The sequence below is a fragment of the Rhizobium sp. NLR22b genome (assembly GCF_019685295.1).
Lineage (GTDB): Bacteria > Pseudomonadota > Alphaproteobacteria > Rhizobiales > Rhizobiaceae > Rhizobium.
Genome location: NZ_JABDWM010000021.1, coordinates 17,797 through 36,411 on the forward strand (window position 1 = coordinate 17,797; position 18,615 = coordinate 36,411).

Sequence of the window (18,615 nt, forward strand, 5' to 3'; positions counted from 1 at the left end):
CTGTTAGTCTTTTCGTTCAGGAGGCGGATTTGGCCCGCTGTGACCGCTGCGACTCTCATCGAGCTTGGCGTTGGCGAGGCCGAGGAGCGATCCGGCATAAGCTCCGGGCGAACCGATCGCCTTGTCTCGTGCCGCTGACCCGGCAGCGCCACCGGCGGCTCCGATCCCCGCTCCCAAACCTCGAAGCGCGGCCCCTGCGAGCGATGAACCCGTTGCCCTCGCGGATTGACCGGCGGTGAAACCCGCCCTCGCCGCACCCGCTGCCAGAAATTCTGCGCCGGCGGCGAATAACGCTGCCTGGCCGCCATGGCGGATCGTTTCCATGCCCCCAGAAACCGACGCGCCCTGCACGACACCCTGAATGATGTTCGGGACATACATGGCGATAATGAACACGACCACTGAGATGCCGGCGATCGCCAGGGTCGTGACGAACTGGTCGGAGGACGCGGTCGGCGCATTCGCCAGGCCTAAGAGGACCTGCGATCCAATCTTTGCGATCATCACCAGTGCCATCAGTTTCATGCCGACGCCAAAGGCGTAGACGAGATACCGGACGGCGAAGTCTTTCGTGTAGGATGAGCCGCCGAGACCGAGCATAATCATGCCGGCGAGCAAGCCGACATACATCTCCACCATCACCGAAACGAAAATCGCGGCGACGAGTGAGAAGGATATGACAACGACACACATCGCCAATACTGCGGCGATCGCGAGCGCATTGTCCTCGAAAACCCCGAACTGGGCCTGCTGCGACATTTGCGATGCCACTCGAATGCCGGCGTCGAAAATCTCGGCCGGGGACGCCGAACCGCCGCCGGCGCCGATCTGGAAAAGACTGTCGACCACCGCGCGGGCGAAGGTCGGACCTTGCGTGAGGACGAAGGCAAAGAACCCGATGAACATGATCCGCCGAACGAGTTCCGCGAACCACCTGTCGAGAGAGGCCGCTTGGATCGCGAGCCAGACCGCGGCTATTCCAATTTCGATTGTGGCCAGGATCCAGAACAGCGATTTCGCCGCGTCCATGATGGTCGTTTCCCATCCTTTCGCGGCCGTCGAGACTTGGTTCTCCAGCTCGGTCAAGACCTGTCCTTCCTGCGCGAGAGCGGGCGCAGCAAAGGCGACGGAAACGAGTCCCGCGATCAGAAAAATACGTGCAGTGATCTTCACCATCTCGGGCGCATCTCCTGCCTGTCCTTGACCGACGGCAGCTCGCTTCCGGAGCCGAAGAGCTTTTCCCGGGCAGAACGCTGCTCCTCAGTGAGCTCGGGCTTGCCCATGGTTCTGGAATTGACGATCAATATTGTTGCGGCAGACGAAGCAGCTGCGACAGTGAGAAGCACGGCAACGAGGACGACGCGGTTCACCAGCGGGGCTCCATTTTCTGACCTTCCGGAATAGTTTTGACCCCGGAGTTGAAGAACGTTTCCCGCCGCGCCTGCGCCAGGTCCTTGTCGGTCTGCTCGGTCTGGAGCCAGGTCCCCATCATCGTTATCTGCTGCGAGACGAGACCGCGGAGCTTCTGCGTCTGGGCCACCTGCTGCACGGCAATCTCATGCCCCACCTGCAGGGCTTTCATCTGGCCATCGGCCGTTTCCGACATCGACCGGAGCGAGGACATCGTGCTTTCCTCGCTGTCGAACTGATCGGTCGTGAGGCTCGCCGCCTTCAGAGTGCTGGCGATCGTATCGCGGTTGGTGTCCGACCAGGTTTGATAGGTGGAGGAAAAGGTCTCATTGGTTGGCAGGCTGGTCTTCAGGGTGGCATAGCTCTGGAACCGCTGTTGCAACACGTCGTCGGCATTGCCCATGGAGAACGCGATGCTTTGTCCCTGATCGACGATTCTGCGGAGCTGGTTGAGGTCGCTCTCGACCTCGCCCCACATATGCGACGGGAGCGTCGCGGTGTTCTGCAGCAGGTTTTGATAGATGTTCAGCTGCGTCTCGATCTGCTGCGCCAGCTGATTGATCTGCGTGAGCTGGTTCTGGATCTGCTCGCCGGATTTTCCGACGAGCGCGACCAACTCGCCATTGTTCAGCACCTGCGTCCATTCGGTCGCCGCACCTGTCGCGGTACCGGCCCTTGCCGGCGAGAAGCCGCCAATCGCCACGGTGACGGCTACAAGACTGGTGAGCAATCTATGCGAAGTTAAGCAGCGATGCGGCATCGTGAACTCCTCTCATCTGAAGCCAGTGGATCGGCCAGTCGCGGCCGTGTTCGGAACGAAGCGTCTGGATGCGCTTCAAGTCTTCCTTTCCGGACACGCCGACGAAGCTGAGTGTCAGCGGGCCGAGCGCCATGTCGAACAGCCGCCGGCCTTCCGGGGTGACGACATAATATTCGCGCTTGGGAATGGCGTTCGAAACGATCTCGATCTGCCGCGCATTGAATCCGATGCGCTCGTAGAACTCGCGGGTTCCCGGTTCGCGGGCAGCTCCGTTCGGAAGGCAGATCTTGGTTGGGCAGGATTCCTTCAGCACGTCGATGATCCCCGAGCGCTCGGCGTCCGAGATCGATTGGGTGGCAAGTACGACGGCGCAATTGGCCTTGCGGAGCACCTTCAGCCATTCGCGGATTTTGGCTCGGAACACCGGGTGGCCGAGCATCAGCCAGGCTTCATCGAGCACAATCAGGCTCGGCGAACCGTCGAGGCGTTTTTCGATGCGGCGGAACAGATAGGTGAGCACAGGCACGAGATTGCGCTCGCCCATATTCATCAACTGCTCGATCTCGAAGGTCTGGAAGGCGCCGAGCGTCAGGCCGTCCCGCTCGGCATCGAGAAGCTGGCCCATGGGTCCGTCAACGGTATAGTGATGAAGCGCGTCCTTGATCTCACGCATCTGCACGCCGCTGACAAAGTCGGACAGCGACCGTCCGGGCGCGCTCGCCATCAAGCTGACTTGACGGGAGATGGCGTTACGATGATCAGGCGCGATGGTGACGCCCTGCAGCGCCACCAACATCTCGACCCACTCCGCGGCCCAGGCCCGGTCCGCGTCACCGGAAAGGTCCGAGAGCGGGCAGAAAGCCAAGGATTTCCCCTCCTCCCCATTCTCGCCGCCGATTTCATAATGATCGCCGCCGGCAGCCAGCGTCAGCGGTAGCAGTGAGCTTCCCTTGTCGAAAGCGAAGATTTGGGCACGTTCATAGCGCCGGAACTGGGCAGCGATCAGAGTCAGAAGTGTCGACTTCCCCGAGCCGGTTGGACCGAAGATCAGCGTGTGTCCGACGTCATCGACATGAAGGTTCAGCCGAAATGGGGTGGAGCCGCTTGCGACCTGCAGCAGTGGTGGTGAGTTCGGTGGATAGAACGGGCACGGCGCCATCGGATTGCCCGACCACACCGAGTTTAGCGGGACCAGGTCAGCGAGATTGCTGGTGTTGATCAGCGGCTCGCGGATGTTTGCGTACCAGTTGCCCGGTAGGCTGCCGAGATAGGCATCGGTCGCGTTGAGCGTTTCGACCCTCGCCCCAAATCCTTCGGCCTGGATCAGCCGGCGAATTGCCTCGGCCTTTTCCTGCAGTGCCTCCCGATCGCCATCGAATAGGACAATGACCGGCGTGTAATATCCATAGGCGACCAGCTGCGACGAGGCCTGCGCGATGGCATCTTCAGTTTCGGCCACCATCGTCATCGCATCCTGATCAACCGAGCGGCTTTGTGTCTGGAATATCTGGTCGAAGAACGGTCGAACCTTCTGCTGCCACTTCTTGCGGGTTCGCTCCAGCCACGCCCGCGCCTCTTCCGCATCGAGGAAGATGAAGCGAGAGGACCAACGATAGGCGAGCGGCATCAGGTCGAGGCTGTTGAGGATCCCGGGCCAGCTCTCAGCCGGCAGTCCGTCAATTGCCACCACGGCCAGGAAACGGTTCTCGACCTTTGGGGTCAGGCCATGCTCGAGTTCGGCGGTCGCGACCCAGTCGAGATACATGGGAGCATCGGGAAGTCGGATCGGGTGGTTCTCGCCGGTGATGCAGAAGCGGACGAACTGCAGCAGTTCGTCATAGCGGGCGACGCGCTCCCCTCCCCTCTCGCGGACCTCGCGCGTTTCCATCCGGCGGATCGAAACGGTGTTGGCGAAATATTGCTCGATCTCGCGGATCGCGTTCCTGAAGATGAAGAGCACCGTGTCCGCATAGGTCTTCTTGCGGCTCTCCTCGTCGGAATAGATGTATTTGCTCAAAGCCGTCTTCTTGGATTCGAGCGGCCGATGGGTGAGGATCAGCGCATGCTTGCTCTCGAAATGTCCCCGCTCGCGCTCGAAATGCGCCCGGCGCTCCGCGTCGATTGCGCGCGTCACCGCATCGGGGAAATAGCAGCGGTCTTCTGCAGGGTAGTCGAATGTCGGAATACGGACGGCTTCGACCTGAATCATCCAACCGCTTCCGAGCCGCGACAGGATTGCATTGATCTGGCGCGACAACTCGTTGCGCTCGAGCTCTGTGGCACTTTCGGAATCCGGCCCGGCAAAATACCAGCCGGCCATCAGGCTGCCGTCCTTCAGAAGGAGCACGCCGTTGTCGACCAGGCCGGCATAAGGGACGAGATCGGCGAAGGATGGGCCTGTGGCCCGGAAGCGCTTGAGAGCGACCATGTCTGCCTCCTCAATAGCGCCGCCACGGAGACGTGGTCGCTTTGTAGTAATGCCTGTAGGAGATGTGCCTGATGTAGACCTGTCGCATCATCGGATCGGACTTCGCCATCATCCGCAGCAGCCCGACAATGACGATCCAGACGGCGACGCCGAAGAGTGCCGAGTAGAGGGTCAGCACCACGAAAATCAGGATGACGGCGGCGAGGCCCGTCAGCAGCACCAATTCCCGGTCCGCTCCCATCAGGAGGTTTGGTCGCGACAGCGCGCGGTGAATGCGGTTGCGCTGGAGGCCGGACAAGGACTCAGCCATAAGCCCCCTCCCCTTCTCCGTTTTGATCGATGGAAGTGTCTCGCTCGTCGTAGACCCCGATCGAGGCGCCTGTGGCACCGAACAGGCCGACGATATTGGTCGCGCCGAGCAGAATGCCGGCAACAAGCACGACATAGACGAGCCGCCGCGCGAAATCGTTCAGTTCACCGCCAAAGATCAGCATGCCGCCTGCGATGGCGACCGCGGCCAACGCAATCGCGCCTGCAACCGGACCAGTGATCGACTCCTGGATCTGCTGCAGCGGTCTTTCCCAGGGAAGACTGCCGCCGGAGCTGGCCAGGGCCGGCGATGCCATCTTCACCGCGCCGACGGCCAGGAGACCGATATATTGAAGAGATCGGTTAAGCTGCATCGCGTGCGTCCTCTGCATAGGGTTCGACCTGGTATTGGCCGCCGGCAAAGCGGCTGACATGGAGAAGTTCCGTGACCCGCCGCCCCTTGGGCGCCCTTTCGATGAAAATGATGAGATCCACCGCGTCGCCGATCACGGTCTGCATCGGCTGCTGGCTTGCCTCGGCAGTGAGCTGCTCGAGGCGCTGCAAGGCTGAGCGCGCCGTGTTTGAATGGATGGTAGCGATCCCGCCGGGGTGGCCGGTGTTCCAGGCCTTCAAGAGCGTGAGCGCTGCGCCGTCACGCACCTCACCTAAGATTATGCGGTCTGGCCGGAGCCGCATCGTGCTCTTGAGCAGGCGAGACATATCGATGGTGTCGCTCGTGTGCAGGCAGACGGCGTTGTCGGCGGCACACTGGATTTCTGCCGTATCCTCAAGAATGACCAGCCTGTCGTCGGGCGCCTGAAGAACGATCTCTCCCAGGATCGCATTCGTCAGTGTCGTCTTTCCCGAACCCGTCCCGCCGGCGACCACGATGTTGAGTTTTGAGGCGACAGCGCTTCGAATGACTTTTGCCTGCTCGGCCGTCATCGTCTTGGTCGCAACGTAGTCGTCGAGCGGAATGAGCCGTGACGCGCGCCTGCGGATCGTAAACGACGGACCGGCGACCACGGGCGGCAACAGACCTTCGAAACGATGGCCGCCGATCGGAAGCTCCCCCGAAACAATGGGGCTTTCGTCATCAACCTCCGAGTCGAGAACATGGGCCACGCTGCCGATCACAGTCTCAGCCGCTGCTCGCGGCATCTCCCCTGCGGCAGCAATACCGTGGCCCGACCTTTCGATGAAGAGCTTGCCATCCGGATTGAGCATGATCTCCACCACGCTCGGATCATCGAGCGCCATGCACAGATGATCGCCAAGGGCGTTCTGGAGTTTGCTCACCAATCGGGGAAGAGAGCGATGTTGTGAGGTCATCATTGTTCACGCGGCCTTCTGTCGGAGGGGCATGAAGGAGGAGCGATAGCGTTCAGGACGGAGACGTTCAAAGCTCATCTGGTCGGCGGGCAAGACGCCGGCGACGCTATGCGTTTCATTGATCAACGTGGGGGAACCGAGGCGGCGCATGGGCCAGCCGGCGCGCTTCAGAATTCGTTCGAATCGCACATCGGTCGCGGTGGCTATTTCGGAATAGCCATTCAACATGGACCATTCGACGATTCCGGCGAACATCGCCAGGGTGGCGTTATGAAGGGAGCCAGCTCCCCTACGATCAGTGAATGCGGTATCGACACAAAATCGCGAGCTCTCGATCATCCGGCTATGTGCAATAAGTCTGCCGGTTTCGAGCAACTGCGGGAAAACAGTCTGCAGCATCGTCGGGCCAGTTGCCGGCAGCAAGCGGGCGCAGCCTACGACCTGCTGCTCAAGAGTAGTTGCCAGTATGTAGGTGGGCGAGAGGGCGTCGAACTCATCGAACTCCCTGCCCTCGATGCAATGTACTTTCCAGGAAAGTCGTCCTCCAAACACCGTAGCACGAAGCTGGTGCATCTGGTCCAGCAAGTTCAGATCTTCAGGTGACTTTGCGTTGCGGATTGCCTTTACGTGCATGACGAGCCTCTTGCATGAATCAACGCAGGAGGTGTGCACGTGGGCGGCCGGATGATCTACTCGCAGAAATGTTAGGAACGATTCGGCTCAATGGTCGATTGGGCAAACCAGACTCGCGGTGGTTGTCACGAGCTTACTAACAAAAGTGTTAGTAAGCACAATGAGACTTGAGGCCGATCTGGGATCTTAAGCCACAGGAATCAAAGCGAAATCGGGCGCATTTTCCGCTCACATCCTCTGAAGCAGAAATTGCCGTTAAGTCTCTGTTAACCTAAAATTTCTTGCAACGCTGATCGGAATCGGGTGTTCTACCCACGGCAAAAAGCAGTGTTTACGAAAATTACCGTGTGTACGAGAGGACGTCGTGGAGAATTCTGTTCAGCTTCAGAAGGCTATCCATAAACTGATAGCGGCGCATGCGCGAGATCTCTCGGGTGCGTTACACGAGCACCGTGTGAAGCTTTATCCGCCTGAAGCTCGCAAAACGCTCCGGTCGTTTTCCTCCACTGAGGCGGCGAAGCTAATTGGCGTAAACGATGGCTATCTCCGTCATCTCTCCCTCGAGGGCAAAGGACCGCAGCCAGAGATCGGCAATAACAACCGCCGTTCTTACTCCGTTGAAACCATCCAGGCTCTTCGGGAATATCTTGACGAAAACGGCAAAGGCGACCGTCGCTATTCGCCAAGGCGTACGAGTCGAGAGCATTTGCAGGTAATAACCGCGGTTAATTTTAAGGGCGGGTCTGGGAAGACGACGACCGCGGCACACCTCGCCCAATATCTCGCACTCAACGGCTACCGGGTTCTGGCCATTGACCTCGATCCTCAAGCCAGTATGTCTGCGCTCCATGGCTTCCAACCAGAATTCGATGTGGGAGATAACGAAACGCTCTATGGGGCTGTGAGGTATGACAGCGAGCGTCGACCCCTGAGGGAGGTCATCAAGAAGACCTATTTCACCAACCTCGACCTTGTCCCCGGAAATCTCGAGCTTATGGAGTTCGAGCACGATACCGCTAAGGTGCTCGGTTCCAATGATCGGAAGAACATCTTCTTCACGCGCATGGATGACGCGATCTCATCAGTGGCCGACGAGTACGATGTCATGGTCGTGGATTGCCCACCGCAGCTGGGCTTCCTGACGATCTCGGCTCTTTGCGCTGCGACAGCCGTTCTTGTGACCGTCCACCCGCAGATGTTGGACGTGATGTCGATGTGTCAGTTTCTCTTGATGACCTCCGAGCTTCTGAGTGTTGTTGCCGATGCTGGCGGCAGCATGAACTACGACTGGATGCGCTATCTCGTAACCCGCTACGAGCCTGGCGATGGCCCGCAGAACCAGATGGTATCGTTCATGCGGACAATGTTCGGCGATCATGTCCTCAACCATCCGATGCTCAAGAGCACCGCGATCTCCGACGCAGGCATCACCAAGCAGACTCTCTACGAGGTGAGCCGTGATCAATTCACGAGAGCGACCTACGATCGGGCGATGGAATCGCTCGACAATGTGAACACCGAAATCGAGCAACTCATACAAACATCTTGGGGCCGGAAATGATCTCGACGGTAACGCCCATCAATTGCTGCATTGCTGAGAAGTTGCCAGCCGGAAACTTTGGGCCTAGCGGCCTGGAAACGCTAACTGCTTTCGCTCTTTTAGCTGCCAAAAGAGGAGCAGAAAATGGCTAGAAAACACCTTCTCTCCGATCTCGCCGGCCCCAAATTTCGTGGCGGAGACGCGGATGTCTCCGCCCAGGAAAACGTCACGCCGCAATACGCCCCGCGGGGGGCAATTGGCGCGGTTTCGCGCTCCATCGAATTGTTGAAATCCCAGTCGCTGACGGACCTTGATCCTGATCTCATCGATGCGCCGGCCGTTACCGATCGCCTCGATGAGGACGGGGAGCAGTTCGAGGAGTTTGCTCGAAACGTTCGGGAAAACGGACAGCAGGTTCCCATCCTCGTTCGACCTCACCCATCCATCGAAGGGCGGTATCAAATCGCCTATGGTCGTCGACGGCTCCGCGCGGTCAAGGCGGCAGGGCTTCAGATCAAAGCGGCCGTCAGGAATATGACTGACGACGAACTGGTTTTGGCTCAGGGTCAGGAGAATAGCGCTCGACAAGATTTGTCGTTCATCGAACGTGCGCTTTATGCCGCTGAACTCGAAGCAAAAGGATTTCAACGGTCGGTCATCATGAGCGCGCTCGCCGTCGACAAGAGCAATCTGTCGCGCCTGATCCAGGCGGCGACGCAGCTGCCCACCGATATTATCCGCGGGATCGGTGCGGCTCCTAAAACTGGTCGGGACCGTTGGGGCGAGCTTGCCGCACGGTTGGGCACGGATGGGGCCGTCGCGCAGGCGCGCGTCGTTCTTTCTGATGACGAAGTGAAAGCCCTCCCCTCGGACGAACGCTTTGCCCGTGTCTTCGAAGCGGTAGCGCCGAAAAAGGCGAAGAAGGAAAAGGTTCAGGCAGAGGTTTGGCAGGCCGACGATGGTGTCAAGGCTGCGGCTTTCCGCCAGGACAAACGCACACTGACTTTGATGATCGACAAAAAGGCTGCTCCGGAATTTGGGGACTACCTGTTGTCGGTGCTCCCTGAAATCTACGCTTCGTTCAAGAAAACGAAGCAGTAGGTCAAACGAAACGAGGAAAGGATCAATAGAGCAAAGAAAAGCCCTCCGAAACGGTGTTCCAGAAGGCCTCTCTCAGTTTGGTCGCTTAGAGAATCGCACTTCCGGGAATCACAGTCAAGAGTCAACGCCACACCGGCGTAGCCTTTTCTTTGCCTTGTGAAAGGTGAAGGACATGGAAACGGGATATATCACGACGCCCTTCGGGCGGCGGCCGATGACGCTTGCCTTGGTGAAGCGTCAGGTGAAGACTGATCAGGAGATTTCAGAACGCCCTGTCGATAAGTGGCGCGTATTTCGCGATGTCAGCGATGCGCGCTCACGACTTGGGCTTCAGGATCGAGCCTTGGCCGTCTTAAATGCTCTCCTATCATTCTACCCTCTCGCGGAGCTAAGCGGCGACAAGAACCTTATCGTCTTTCCCTCGAATGCTCAGCTGTCGGCCCGGGCAAATGGGATTGCCGGGACGACTCTGCGCAAGTGCCTCAGCACTCTGGTAGAGGCCGGCATTATCATTCGTAAGGATAGTCCAAATGGAAAGCGCTATGCTCGCAAGGGCGATGAGGGCGACATCGAGGATGCGTACGGGTTCAGCCTTGCGCCGCTTCTCGCACGCGCCCGGGAATTCGCTGCCCTCGCCCAGGAAGTCGCCGCCGAGCAGCGCCGTTTCCGCGTTATGAAGGATCGTCTCACGATTGTCAGGCGCGATGTCCGAAAGTTGATCACGGTGGGGATCGAAGAGAACCTTGTGGGTAATTGGGAAGCAGCGGAAGCCTGTTTTATCGAGATCGTTGGGAGGTTCGCTCGGCGCCCAACTCTGCACGACTTAATGGCCAGCCTCGACGAAATGAGCCTCCTCCACGACGAAGTAACCAGAATGTTGGAAACAAACGAAGAAGCCGGAAAAAGTGATGGCAATGCCATCGGAAATGGATGCCACATACAGAATTCAAATACCGAATCTTGCTATGAACTTGAACCTCGCTTCGAAATGAAGCCGGGCGAAAAGTCCGAGCCAAACAAACAAGCAAAGCAGAAAGGCGAACCGGAGGTCTTCCCGTTGTCGATGGTACTGCGGGCCTGCCCTGAGATTGTGCCGTTTGGGCCGGGTGGATCAATCGGGAACTGGCGCGAAATGATGTCAGCCGCAGTGACAGTTCGGTCCATGTTGGGCGTGAGCCCGTCGGCTTACGAGGAAGCGTGCGAAGTCTTGGGGCAGGCGGGAGCGGCGTTAGCGGTTGCTTGCATCCATGAGCGGGCAGGGCATATCAATTCGGCTGGCGGCTACCTTCGAGATCTTACCGCGAAGGCGCGACGAGGCGAGTTTTCGCTTGGGCCAATGCTTTTCGCGCAGTTAAGAGCGAATTCCAATTTCGAGAGGACCAGCGCTTAACGCATTAAAAAGATGCAGAATATGAATGCTAAGCCCCTGATGTCGCATGGAAATAAAGCAAAGTTTCCGGCTGGCAACTCTAGACAATAACGAAAGAGCTCAACCGTCTCACTTAGCTGCAAAATGACATCAGCCCGTCTGCGTACGAGGAGGCGCGTGGAGCGATGGCACCTGAGAATGCTGCGGCTGCCATCGCCTGCATCTTGGAAAGATGGAACATGATCAACTCGGCCGGTCGATACCTGCGCGACCTGACAAACCGTTCCATGGCGAGTTTTCGCCTGGCCAACGAGCAATTGTCAGCCGTCTCTGTCAATCCTGGCTTATTTATAGTCAGTTACGAGATTTGAGAGAAAAAGCTTTTCGTTCGATTTTCCGATTCAAACGGGAACGTGACCGATTAGCCGTTGTAGTACGCGCTATAAGACAATTGAAACCAGCTGGCTGCTAAATGAGCCGTACCGCAATCTACGCTGAAGGAAGAAAGCTTTGCTTAATGTCGAGAAGAGCTTCTCACTCGGTGATTTTGAAACTTATCTGGACAGTCTCTGGGCGGATCCAAGGCAAGAGCTAAGACTGCCAAACGCACTGAAAGCTGATGCAGTTGGTGGCCAGGCGTCGCTATTGCAGCTTGTTGTAACGTGGGCTCGCCGAGCGAGCGACGACCCTCTACTGCGGATTTACGCCGACGGAAACGATGAGGTCTCGATTGGACACTTTTCACGTACAGCGGTCGGCCTGGTAGCTTTGAATTTTGCCCGTGCAATTAGGGGATATGGTGATGCGGCGATCGAGCGATCTAAGGCGATGGAAACTGCATTGCCTTTTGTCGAAGCTATGCATTTTGGCCACCTCAAAGATCTCCGAACGTTTGCGAGAACGACCATCCCTTTAATTTGTATCGACAATGCCAAGCGGCTCGCTCGACCAAATCGCCTCTACAGCCCCAACAGCGATCAAGTTAGAAGCCGTCGGGATTTTGCCGATTTGTTAAACGCGGCCGGCCACGCAATCCTTCCTCGATCCCGGCCCATTAGCGATCCGAGACTGATCAATGCTGCGGCTAGTCTCGTGTACGAGGCTTTTCTCAACACGCATGAACACGCACAGGCAGACGCCGCCGGGAATGTTTATCGAAGGTCCGCTCGAGGCGTCCTGATAGGCTCTAGGTACATTAAACGAGATCAGCTTGTTCCGAGCGCATCAGGGCATAGACCGATTGAGGACTACTTTCAGGCTTGGCGCCCTGATCATCCAGACGCCCAACACGCGCAGTTCGTCGAGATGTCTATCTTCGATAGCGGTGCTGGGTTGGCCCAAACGTGGTTACAAAAGAAGGCCGGAGTTCCCGCGGGAATTCTTGAGGGTCATATATCGGTAGATGACGAGTTCGAAGCTGTACTTGCCTGCTTCCGCAAGGGTGGAACAACAAAGGGCGGCGAGACAAGCGGTAACGGGCTCTTCAGAATTATGCGCGTTGTCAGCGAAAATGGTGGGTTCATTCGCGTTCGTTCCGGGAGGCTTTCCCTTGTCCACGTCGCCGGCGTGCCTGGACACCAATCCGAGACTGACGAAGGCCTGGAGGACTCGATTGCTGGTGGCCGGCCTAATCAGGCTCGCGCTTGGGCAGATGGAACCCTCATCACTGTAATGTTGCCTTTGAACCGAGAGCATAATTAATGAATAGCCTTTATTCGTTTCGATGCCGGAGCGCTGAGGCGCCCAATGGAGCTTCAACGCTCGTAATCTTTTCGGGGCCGGGCGAATTCGATGCCAACGATCTGACGACAGCAGTTTCTGACCATACGAGAAATGATCTGTCGCCCGAATTGGTGATCGTCCTTTTCCCGGAAATACTGGCTACCGATCTCACCGATCTCGATAATGAGTTGGCGGATATCTTTGCGCCAATTTCACGCGACGTTCCTATCGGCGCTTACGTTTACGATCGCTCCGGACAGGTGAGATTTCTGCGGGCCTTCCGAGCTTTCCCTCCCAAGAAGCTTAACCTGGAGCCTATTCGGCGACAGGGCCTCACCAAGCTCTTTCGCGATCGCGGAGCATTACTTGAGGCGGGCCCAACCGCGCATTTTATGAAGCCTTCCGGCCGACCAGACAGTCGCTTTCTGAGGGCAGCACACGCATTGGCGGAGGGGGCGGAAATATTCTTCTGCGCGTTCTGGATTCTTGGGTTGCTTACCGATGATGTCCAGAGGATCCATGTCGACACATCGGCAATCGCCAGCTTGGCCTTCGCCGCCGTAATCATGAAAGATCGAAAAACCGTTCCGGTCATAACAACGTTCAAGTCGTACGATGGTAAAGATACGCACCCCTTCCATAAGGACAGGAAAGAGCTGGTGCTTATCTCTGCCTCCCAGTCGGGCGAAATGGCGAAGGGGATCTCGAAGGTGGTTGCCGACCCGAAGATGGTTGTGACGCTGTTTTCCACGGCGCCCGTCAGCACGCCGAACACGACCACCCTCGCAAATCTAGAGTACGATGCCGAGCTGAATCCACATGGGATTCAACCTCAGACCACGCGGATTAACCCCAAAAACAGCCGGCCCATCAACCTAATAGGTGAGCATTTCCATGCAGTTCCGGACGGTCCCAGAGCGATCGTTCCTAAGCTTGGTGACAGGCCTGAGGCTGTCAAAGGATTTTTGCACCAACTAGTCGGGCAGAACGTTTTTCGAGCCTACAAGTCAAGCCTTATCGCTAATTCACGGAGAGCGATCTGGATTGATGTCGAAAAATTGGTATTTACCGAGGCGTTCAAGAAGTGGGTTAGAACACTTGTGGCGACGAGTATTCCGGCTTCGACACGTGCGGTCGTTCATTTTGCCGATGACCCTTCGTCCAAGACCCTTGCTTCGGCTATCACGGCTGAAGTGAACGCGCAGGGAGGGCAGTTGGTGGAGTGCCGGAGCCTCACTTTGAAGGAAATCGAGTCCGGGGAAATGGATTGGGAAATCCGTGAAGCCCCAGTCGTAGTTGTTGGAGGCGCAACTGGCCACGGCGGGGAGTTCCTTATGGCGAGCCGAGCTCTCCGGAAATACGCGCCCGCCTCGCACAGAATCTATATCACTACCGCAGCGATGCCTTCCTCTCCTGCGTTCTCCTCAGCACTGAAGAGCAATCTGGAGCAGCCCACGCATAGGTTCCATAAATGGTTTGACATCTTAATTGATCGAGAACGGCTAGCGGAGAGCTGGCACGCTGAACGAGCGCTGCTAGTTGAGGACGACAATCTTCCGGATGAACTCGAAAAGCGCTTGGGGGAATTAGATAACTCCGTTGGTCTCATCGACAATTTGTTCCTGGAAGGGCGGGGCGGTAAACTTGAGTTAAGGGATAATTTTGCTTTTTGGCCGCGTACCGTAAACTGCTCAACGTCTTCTCAAGCAGACGTGTTTACCACAATAGCGGCTATCGTGGCGAACATCCGCTCCGGACAGGACACACTGCAATCCGAACGGCTGCTTAATGACGCGTATAACCACTGTGTCATTGCAGCCGAGACGTTCTTCCGCTTCAACGATGGGATAATACAGGCGGCCTTTATCAGGGCGTCACTCCCGATCGAACTCGACTATCGCGACGCCCCAATCGAAAGTGAACGCATGGCGGATCTGATCGGAAGAATGGTGGATTTGCAACATCTGCCGCACGGCGAAGCGCTAAGCGAATTCTTACTCAGCCTCGCGCTTCAAAGATTGAAATTGACGCCCGCCAGTGAAATGTCCCTGAAGGCAAAGCTCGACGCCAGTGCTGAGGATCTTTCAGCAGTGAATCGATGGATCATCAAGAAGATCCCATGGGCGCACTGATGTTGTGTGCGGGTGCGAAATCTCGCCTAGCTTCCGGTACTTCCCAGACCGGAATGGCCTCGGGCGGAGCTGCCAAGCTCGGTGACGGTGTCAAATACTGCCTTAACCACTGGAGCGATCACCATCTGTGCTATGCGATCACCCGATTTGATTGTGTAAGGGGTCTCGGACGTGTTTAGAAGAATGACGATAACCTCGCCGCGATAGTCACTGTCGATCGTACCAGGGGAGTTCAGGACTGTTACTCCATGGTGCGACGCAAGGCCCGAACGCGGACGAACCTGTGCTTCCATCGATTCGGGAAGCTCGATGCAAATTCCGGTAGGGACGTTTGTGCGCTGGCCTGGTTCTAAGACTATGGCTGGTCCGCTGAATGCGGCAAAGAGGTCAGCTCCTGCTGAACCGCTCGTTTTGTACTCTGGTAGTGTGGCCTGTTCATTTAAGAGGACCACCTTAACTGCCCGACTGTCATTCAACCTTGTTGCTCCTTTCTCCGAGGGCTCCACGCCTTGGATGAAATTTTCCGTTGATCGTACCACATCTTGGTTAAATCATGCGGGCTGCCCGACCTGTGCGCCGTGTGGTGGTGTTGTAGTAGCTTGATGCCTGCTGAAGCGACCGATGGCGTGATTGTTCCATAGCTTCGGGCAGGGGGACACCACGATTTGCGGCCTCCGTGAGATAGCCTGCTCGCAGACCGTGCGCTGAAAATTCCCCCACCTCCAGCCCAGCCTCGGCCACCCGCCGCTTGACGATATCGCTGACCGCCTTCGGATCAAGCGCCCGTCGAGAGACATTGCCCCAGCGGTCGATCGCCCGAAACACACTGCCGCTGTCTATCTTCGCGGCCGCCAGCCAAGAATTCAGCGCGTCCACCGGCCGGCCAGTGAGATAGACGACCTCGTCCTGGCCGGCGCCCGAATTCTTGGTGCGACCGAGATGGATTGCAAGGGAGGGGAGGGGGATATCGTCCTCACCCTTTACCGGTTGTTCGATCGTCAGCTGCTCCTTCCGCAGATTGGCGACTTCGCTGCGCCGGCGACCGCCGGAGGCGAAGGCGACCATTAGGATCGCGCGGTCGCGGAAATCGCGCAGGCTGTCGCCGCCACAGGTCGCCAGCAACTTTGCCAGGACGTCGCCGGTGACCGCCTTGGCGCTCTTGCGGCGGCGTGGCCGCGGCACGGCGCGCACGGCAAGCCGAATAGCGGATTTCAGGCCGGGGGAGGCGAAGGCGCCGTTGAGGCCACGCCACTTGGTCAGCGTCGACCAGCTGGCGAGACGTCGGCGCACGGTGTCCGGCGCATGCGGTCCGGCAGTCCGCAGGAAGCCGCGATCGCGCAAGACCTGATCGACGTCGGAAGGCATGCCATGATCTGGATCGCTTTCGCGCTTCGCCGGGTCCCAGAGATGATGCGCCACGAATTTCAACAGCAGGGCCTCGGGCGCCGGCCAGGGTAGGGGAGCGCCGGCCGCTGCTTGCGACCAGGCTTCGAGATAGGCGAGGTCGGAGGCAAGAGCCCGCAGCGTATTGTCGCCCATGCCCTGGTTGACGAGGTGCTTGAGTGTCTCGACGTCCTCGTCGGTCAGAAGCTCGGCGAGCCTGTCGCGCCGATCGATAGGCAGCACCGCGGCGATCGTGTCCAGAGTTGCCGCGCGTGCCAAAATCGATGCCGGAACGTCATTGCTCATGCTCGATTGGTCCCAAAAGGCCCACGCCTTCCTCGCTTGCGGCCCCGGCCAGTCGCCGGTCGAGCGTGGCCAATGGCAGACGTTCGAGCAGGGCGAGGGCGAGATAGGCGGCATCGTAGGCGCTGAGACGGTACTTGCGCGACAGGCGCACCACCTCCGTATCGTCGCCAGGGCCGACGAGCTTTAACGGCAGGGCACGAAGCCGCGACAGTGCGGAATGGACAAGGTCGTCGGAAATCCGGCCGCGGCGCTCGGCGCTCAATAGGATGCCGCGAATTTCGTGGCGTAGGAGATCCGGCGCCACGGCGTCCTCATCGGCCATTCGCAGCATCGCCTGTTCAGCGAGTGTATTGTCCTCGTCCGGCAACAGCCAAGCGCCGGCGATCGAGGCATCGACGACAAAGGCCATCAGCGCCGGCCTTCCTGCTTCCAGTCTTGGATTTCCTCGTGGGTGACGGACTGGGCTTGCGCGCGCAGCGCCCGGACTGCCTCGATGGCGGCCAGTCGCTGGCGGCGCTCGTCGATGGCGACCAAACGGGCGATCGGATCATTGCCGCGGGCAATAATAAAGTCCTCGCCAGCCTCGACCCTGGCCAGCAGGTCGGACAGGTGGGTTTTGGCCTCGGCGACCTTGACCGTGACAGTCATGACAATGACAATTCCTTGAGCGAAGTGAATTTGAGCGCACTTCGGTGGATAATAAGGCGTGAGGCGCTGTTGGTCAACGGGTTGGCTATCTCACTTCCGATAACAGGTACTTATCGGAAGTGACACGTTATCTCCGCAAGATCATCCAGTGACGAACCATAACTCTTAACTAGAGTTCGTTTAGCAAATCATTTACCATGAATTCAATGTCTTACGACTTGTCGAATTTGCCAATCCAGAGCCTGTTGCGGCCGATTTCGGAGGCTGGCGTTGCACTTGCCCGCCTCGACGAGCGAGTCGCTCGCTCGCCGGTCGGGGAAGGGTGGATCGAGCGCATGCATTTCGCCGACGCCTGCGCCTCGCTGTGGATCGACGGTGAACTGGTCCATCTTGAGGACTTGGTCCTGCACGACGCCACCAAGGATGTCCGCACCCCGACCCACGAACTCACTATCGCCCGCGATGTCCTGAAAACCCGCCGGCGCATTGCGGCGCAGCCACCCAGTTGGCCGCTCAGCCCCGAAGGCCTCCGCGGCCTCCGCGGGCAGGCGCCGCCTGCAGCGTCGCATGGCGCCGCCGGTACTGTCGCGATCGACGCCGTCGCGCCGGATGTTGGCACGGTCGGAGGAGGGGAGGGGGAGGAGAACGATGATACCGGTCCGCTTGCGGAAGAATTCGCCGCCATCGATGCGGTCCTCGCCCGATCGGAAGCTGCCATCGAACAAGCAAGAGCGCCCAGCCTCGCCGGCGCTCGTAAACGAGATCCACTGGTCTACGATCTCGACTGGGACGAGGACGAACGCCTGGAGGAATGGCGTGGCGTCCTTCGGAAGGCGCAAGATCTGCCGGCGGTGCTGCAGTCGATCGTCGCCCTGGATGCGTGGAACGAGATCTCGGTGCTGCAGCATGCGCCCTGGATCGGCCGGCTGTTTTGCGCCTCGATCCTGCGCCAGGCTGGCGTCACGTCAGGCACGCATCTCGCCGCCATGAATCTCGGCCTCAAGACCGTGCCTGTCGATCGGCGCCGGCATCGTGATCGCGAAATCCGGCTGCTGGCCATCGCCGACGGTCTGCTCGCGGCCGCCGAAGTCGGTCTGAAGGAGCATGACCGGCTGGCGCTCGCGAAAACGATGATGGATCGGAAACTGGAAGGACGTCGAACTTCATCGAAGCTGCCGGACCTGGTCGAGCTGGTCATGGCAAAACCGTTGGTGTCGGCCGGCATGGTGGCGAACACCCTCGAGGTGACGCCGCAGGCGGCGCGGCGGATTGTCCGCGAGCTGGGGCTCCGGGAGATGACGGGGAGGGGGAGGTTTCGGGCGTGGGGGGTGATATAGGATGTTCGAAACCAGCTGCAGCTCCGACACCGCGTGCTGATCGGTGATGAACTAACTCCGGTCCCAATATCGATATCATGCGACTGGTCCCGACTAAACCATGACTACAAAACCTACCGGAGCAATGCATCAATCGTTAGTCCATGAGAAGAATACTGTTAGTGACGAGTCGACGGCGTTGCCCAATCACCAAATAAACGCATAA

18 protein-coding genes and 1 pseudogene are annotated in these 18,615 nt (G+C 58.3%); 7 read left to right on the top strand and 12 right to left on the bottom strand.

The features are described from left to right. Positions 1-3: 3 nt before the first annotated feature. The 8 genes from trbL to traI are packed head-to-tail and all read right to left on the bottom strand — an operon-like array spanning position 4 to position 6,872. Positions 4-1,176 (bottom strand): P-type conjugative transfer protein TrbL, encoded by a 1,173-nt coding sequence (gene trbL / locus HJC00_RS27320; RefSeq protein WP_221164889.1) that lies wholly within the window; start codon positions 1,174-1,176, stop codon positions 4-6. Then, entirely contained in the window at positions 1,170-1,370 is a 201-nt protein-coding gene (gene trbK, locus HJC00_RS27325) for an entry exclusion protein TrbK (protein ID WP_221164890.1), read from the bottom strand. Before trbK ends, trbL begins: the two co-directional genes overlap by 7 nt. Then, positions 1,367-2,170, bottom strand: a complete 804-nt coding sequence (gene trbJ, locus HJC00_RS27330; RefSeq protein WP_221164891.1) for a P-type conjugative transfer protein TrbJ — start codon at positions 2,168-2,170, stop codon at positions 1,367-1,369. The genes trbK and trbJ overlap by 4 nt, the downstream gene beginning before the upstream one ends. Next, positions 2,142-4,598, bottom strand: a complete 2,457-nt coding sequence (locus HJC00_RS27335; protein ID WP_221164892.1) for a conjugal transfer protein TrbE — start codon at positions 4,596-4,598, stop codon at positions 2,142-2,144. The genes trbJ and HJC00_RS27335 overlap by 29 nt, the downstream gene beginning before the upstream one ends. A gap of 10 nt (positions 4,599-4,608) precedes the next feature. Then, positions 4,609-4,908 carry a conjugal transfer protein TrbD gene (locus HJC00_RS27340; RefSeq protein ID WP_221110729.1) on the bottom strand — a complete coding sequence of 100 codons (300 nt, stop codon included), beginning with the start codon at positions 4,906-4,908 and terminating at the stop codon, positions 4,609-4,611. After that, on the bottom strand, positions 4,901-5,281 hold the full coding sequence (locus HJC00_RS27345; protein ID WP_221164893.1) for a TrbC/VirB2 family protein: 381 nt from the start codon (positions 5,279-5,281) through the stop codon (positions 4,901-4,903). The genes HJC00_RS27340 and HJC00_RS27345 overlap by 8 nt, the downstream gene beginning before the upstream one ends. Further along, entirely contained in the window at positions 5,271-6,242 is a 972-nt protein-coding gene (gene trbB, locus HJC00_RS27350; RefSeq protein WP_221164894.1) for a P-type conjugative transfer ATPase TrbB, read from the bottom strand. Before trbB ends, HJC00_RS27345 begins: the two co-directional genes overlap by 11 nt. Before the next feature lie 3 nt (positions 6,243-6,245). Next, the gene (gene traI, locus HJC00_RS27355) at positions 6,246-6,872 is read right to left on the bottom strand and encodes an acyl-homoserine-lactone synthase TraI (RefSeq protein ID WP_221164895.1); all 627 of its coding nucleotides are present in this window, start codon (positions 6,870-6,872) and stop codon (positions 6,246-6,248) included. Positions 6,873-7,236: 364 nt separating this feature from the next. Here traI and repA point away from each other — a divergent pair, with 364 nt between their 5' ends. The 6 genes and pseudogenes from repA (at position 7,237) to HJC00_RS27385 (ending at position 14,736) form a co-directional block, all read left to right on the top strand. Further along, positions 7,237-8,433, top strand: coding sequence for a plasmid partitioning protein RepA (gene repA, locus HJC00_RS27360; RefSeq protein ID WP_221164896.1), 1,197 nt, complete (start codon positions 7,237-7,239; stop codon positions 8,431-8,433). Positions 8,434-8,556: 123 nt separating this feature from the next. Then, positions 8,557-9,513 carry a plasmid partitioning protein RepB gene (gene repB, locus HJC00_RS27365; RefSeq protein ID WP_221164897.1) on the top strand — a complete coding sequence of 319 codons (957 nt, stop codon included), beginning with the start codon at positions 8,557-8,559 and terminating at the stop codon, positions 9,511-9,513. A gap of 172 nt (positions 9,514-9,685) precedes the next feature. Continuing rightward, positions 9,686-10,903, top strand: coding sequence for a plasmid replication protein RepC (gene repC, locus HJC00_RS27370; RefSeq protein WP_221164898.1), 1,218 nt, complete (start codon positions 9,686-9,688; stop codon positions 10,901-10,903). Between the two features lie 128 nt (positions 10,904-11,031). Next, positions 11,032-11,253: pseudogene (gene repC, locus HJC00_RS33205) on the top strand (replication initiation protein RepC); the annotation flags it as partial. Positions 11,254-11,392: 139 nt separating this feature from the next. After that, a complete protein-coding gene (locus HJC00_RS27380) occupies positions 11,393-12,583 on the top strand; it encodes a hypothetical protein (RefSeq protein WP_221164899.1) in 1,191 nt (396 codons plus the stop codon). Continuing rightward, entirely contained in the window at positions 12,583-14,736 is a 2,154-nt protein-coding gene (locus tag HJC00_RS27385) for a hypothetical protein (protein WP_221164900.1), read from the top strand. Before HJC00_RS27380 ends, HJC00_RS27385 begins: the two co-directional genes overlap by 1 nt. A gap of 26 nt (positions 14,737-14,762) precedes the next feature. On the opposite strand, the gene dut is transcribed toward HJC00_RS27385, so the two are convergent. The 4 genes from dut to HJC00_RS27405 form a co-directional block, all read right to left on the bottom strand. After that, the gene (gene dut, locus HJC00_RS27390) at positions 14,763-15,212 is read right to left on the bottom strand and encodes a dUTP diphosphatase (RefSeq protein ID WP_221164901.1); all 450 of its coding nucleotides are present in this window, start codon (positions 15,210-15,212) and stop codon (positions 14,763-14,765) included. Between the two features lie 70 nt (positions 15,213-15,282). Beyond that, positions 15,283-16,425 carry a site-specific integrase gene (locus tag HJC00_RS27395; RefSeq protein ID WP_221164902.1) on the bottom strand — a complete coding sequence of 381 codons (1,143 nt, stop codon included), beginning with the start codon at positions 16,423-16,425 and terminating at the stop codon, positions 15,283-15,285. Beyond that, positions 16,415-16,834 carry a type II toxin-antitoxin system VapC family toxin gene (locus HJC00_RS27400; protein WP_221164903.1) on the bottom strand — a complete coding sequence of 140 codons (420 nt, stop codon included), beginning with the start codon at positions 16,832-16,834 and terminating at the stop codon, positions 16,415-16,417. Before HJC00_RS27400 ends, HJC00_RS27395 begins: the two co-directional genes overlap by 11 nt. After that, entirely contained in the window at positions 16,834-17,073 is a 240-nt protein-coding gene (locus tag HJC00_RS27405; RefSeq protein ID WP_221164904.1) for a type II toxin-antitoxin system Phd/YefM family antitoxin, read from the bottom strand. The genes HJC00_RS27400 and HJC00_RS27405 overlap by 1 nt, the downstream gene beginning before the upstream one ends. 197 nt (positions 17,074-17,270) lie before the next feature. Between HJC00_RS27405 and HJC00_RS27410 the strand changes: the two genes are divergently transcribed. Further along, positions 17,271-18,410, top strand: a complete 1,140-nt coding sequence (locus tag HJC00_RS27410) for an RHE_PE00001 family protein (protein WP_221164905.1) — start codon at positions 17,271-17,273, stop codon at positions 18,408-18,410. Positions 18,411-18,615: the final 205 nt, after the last annotated feature.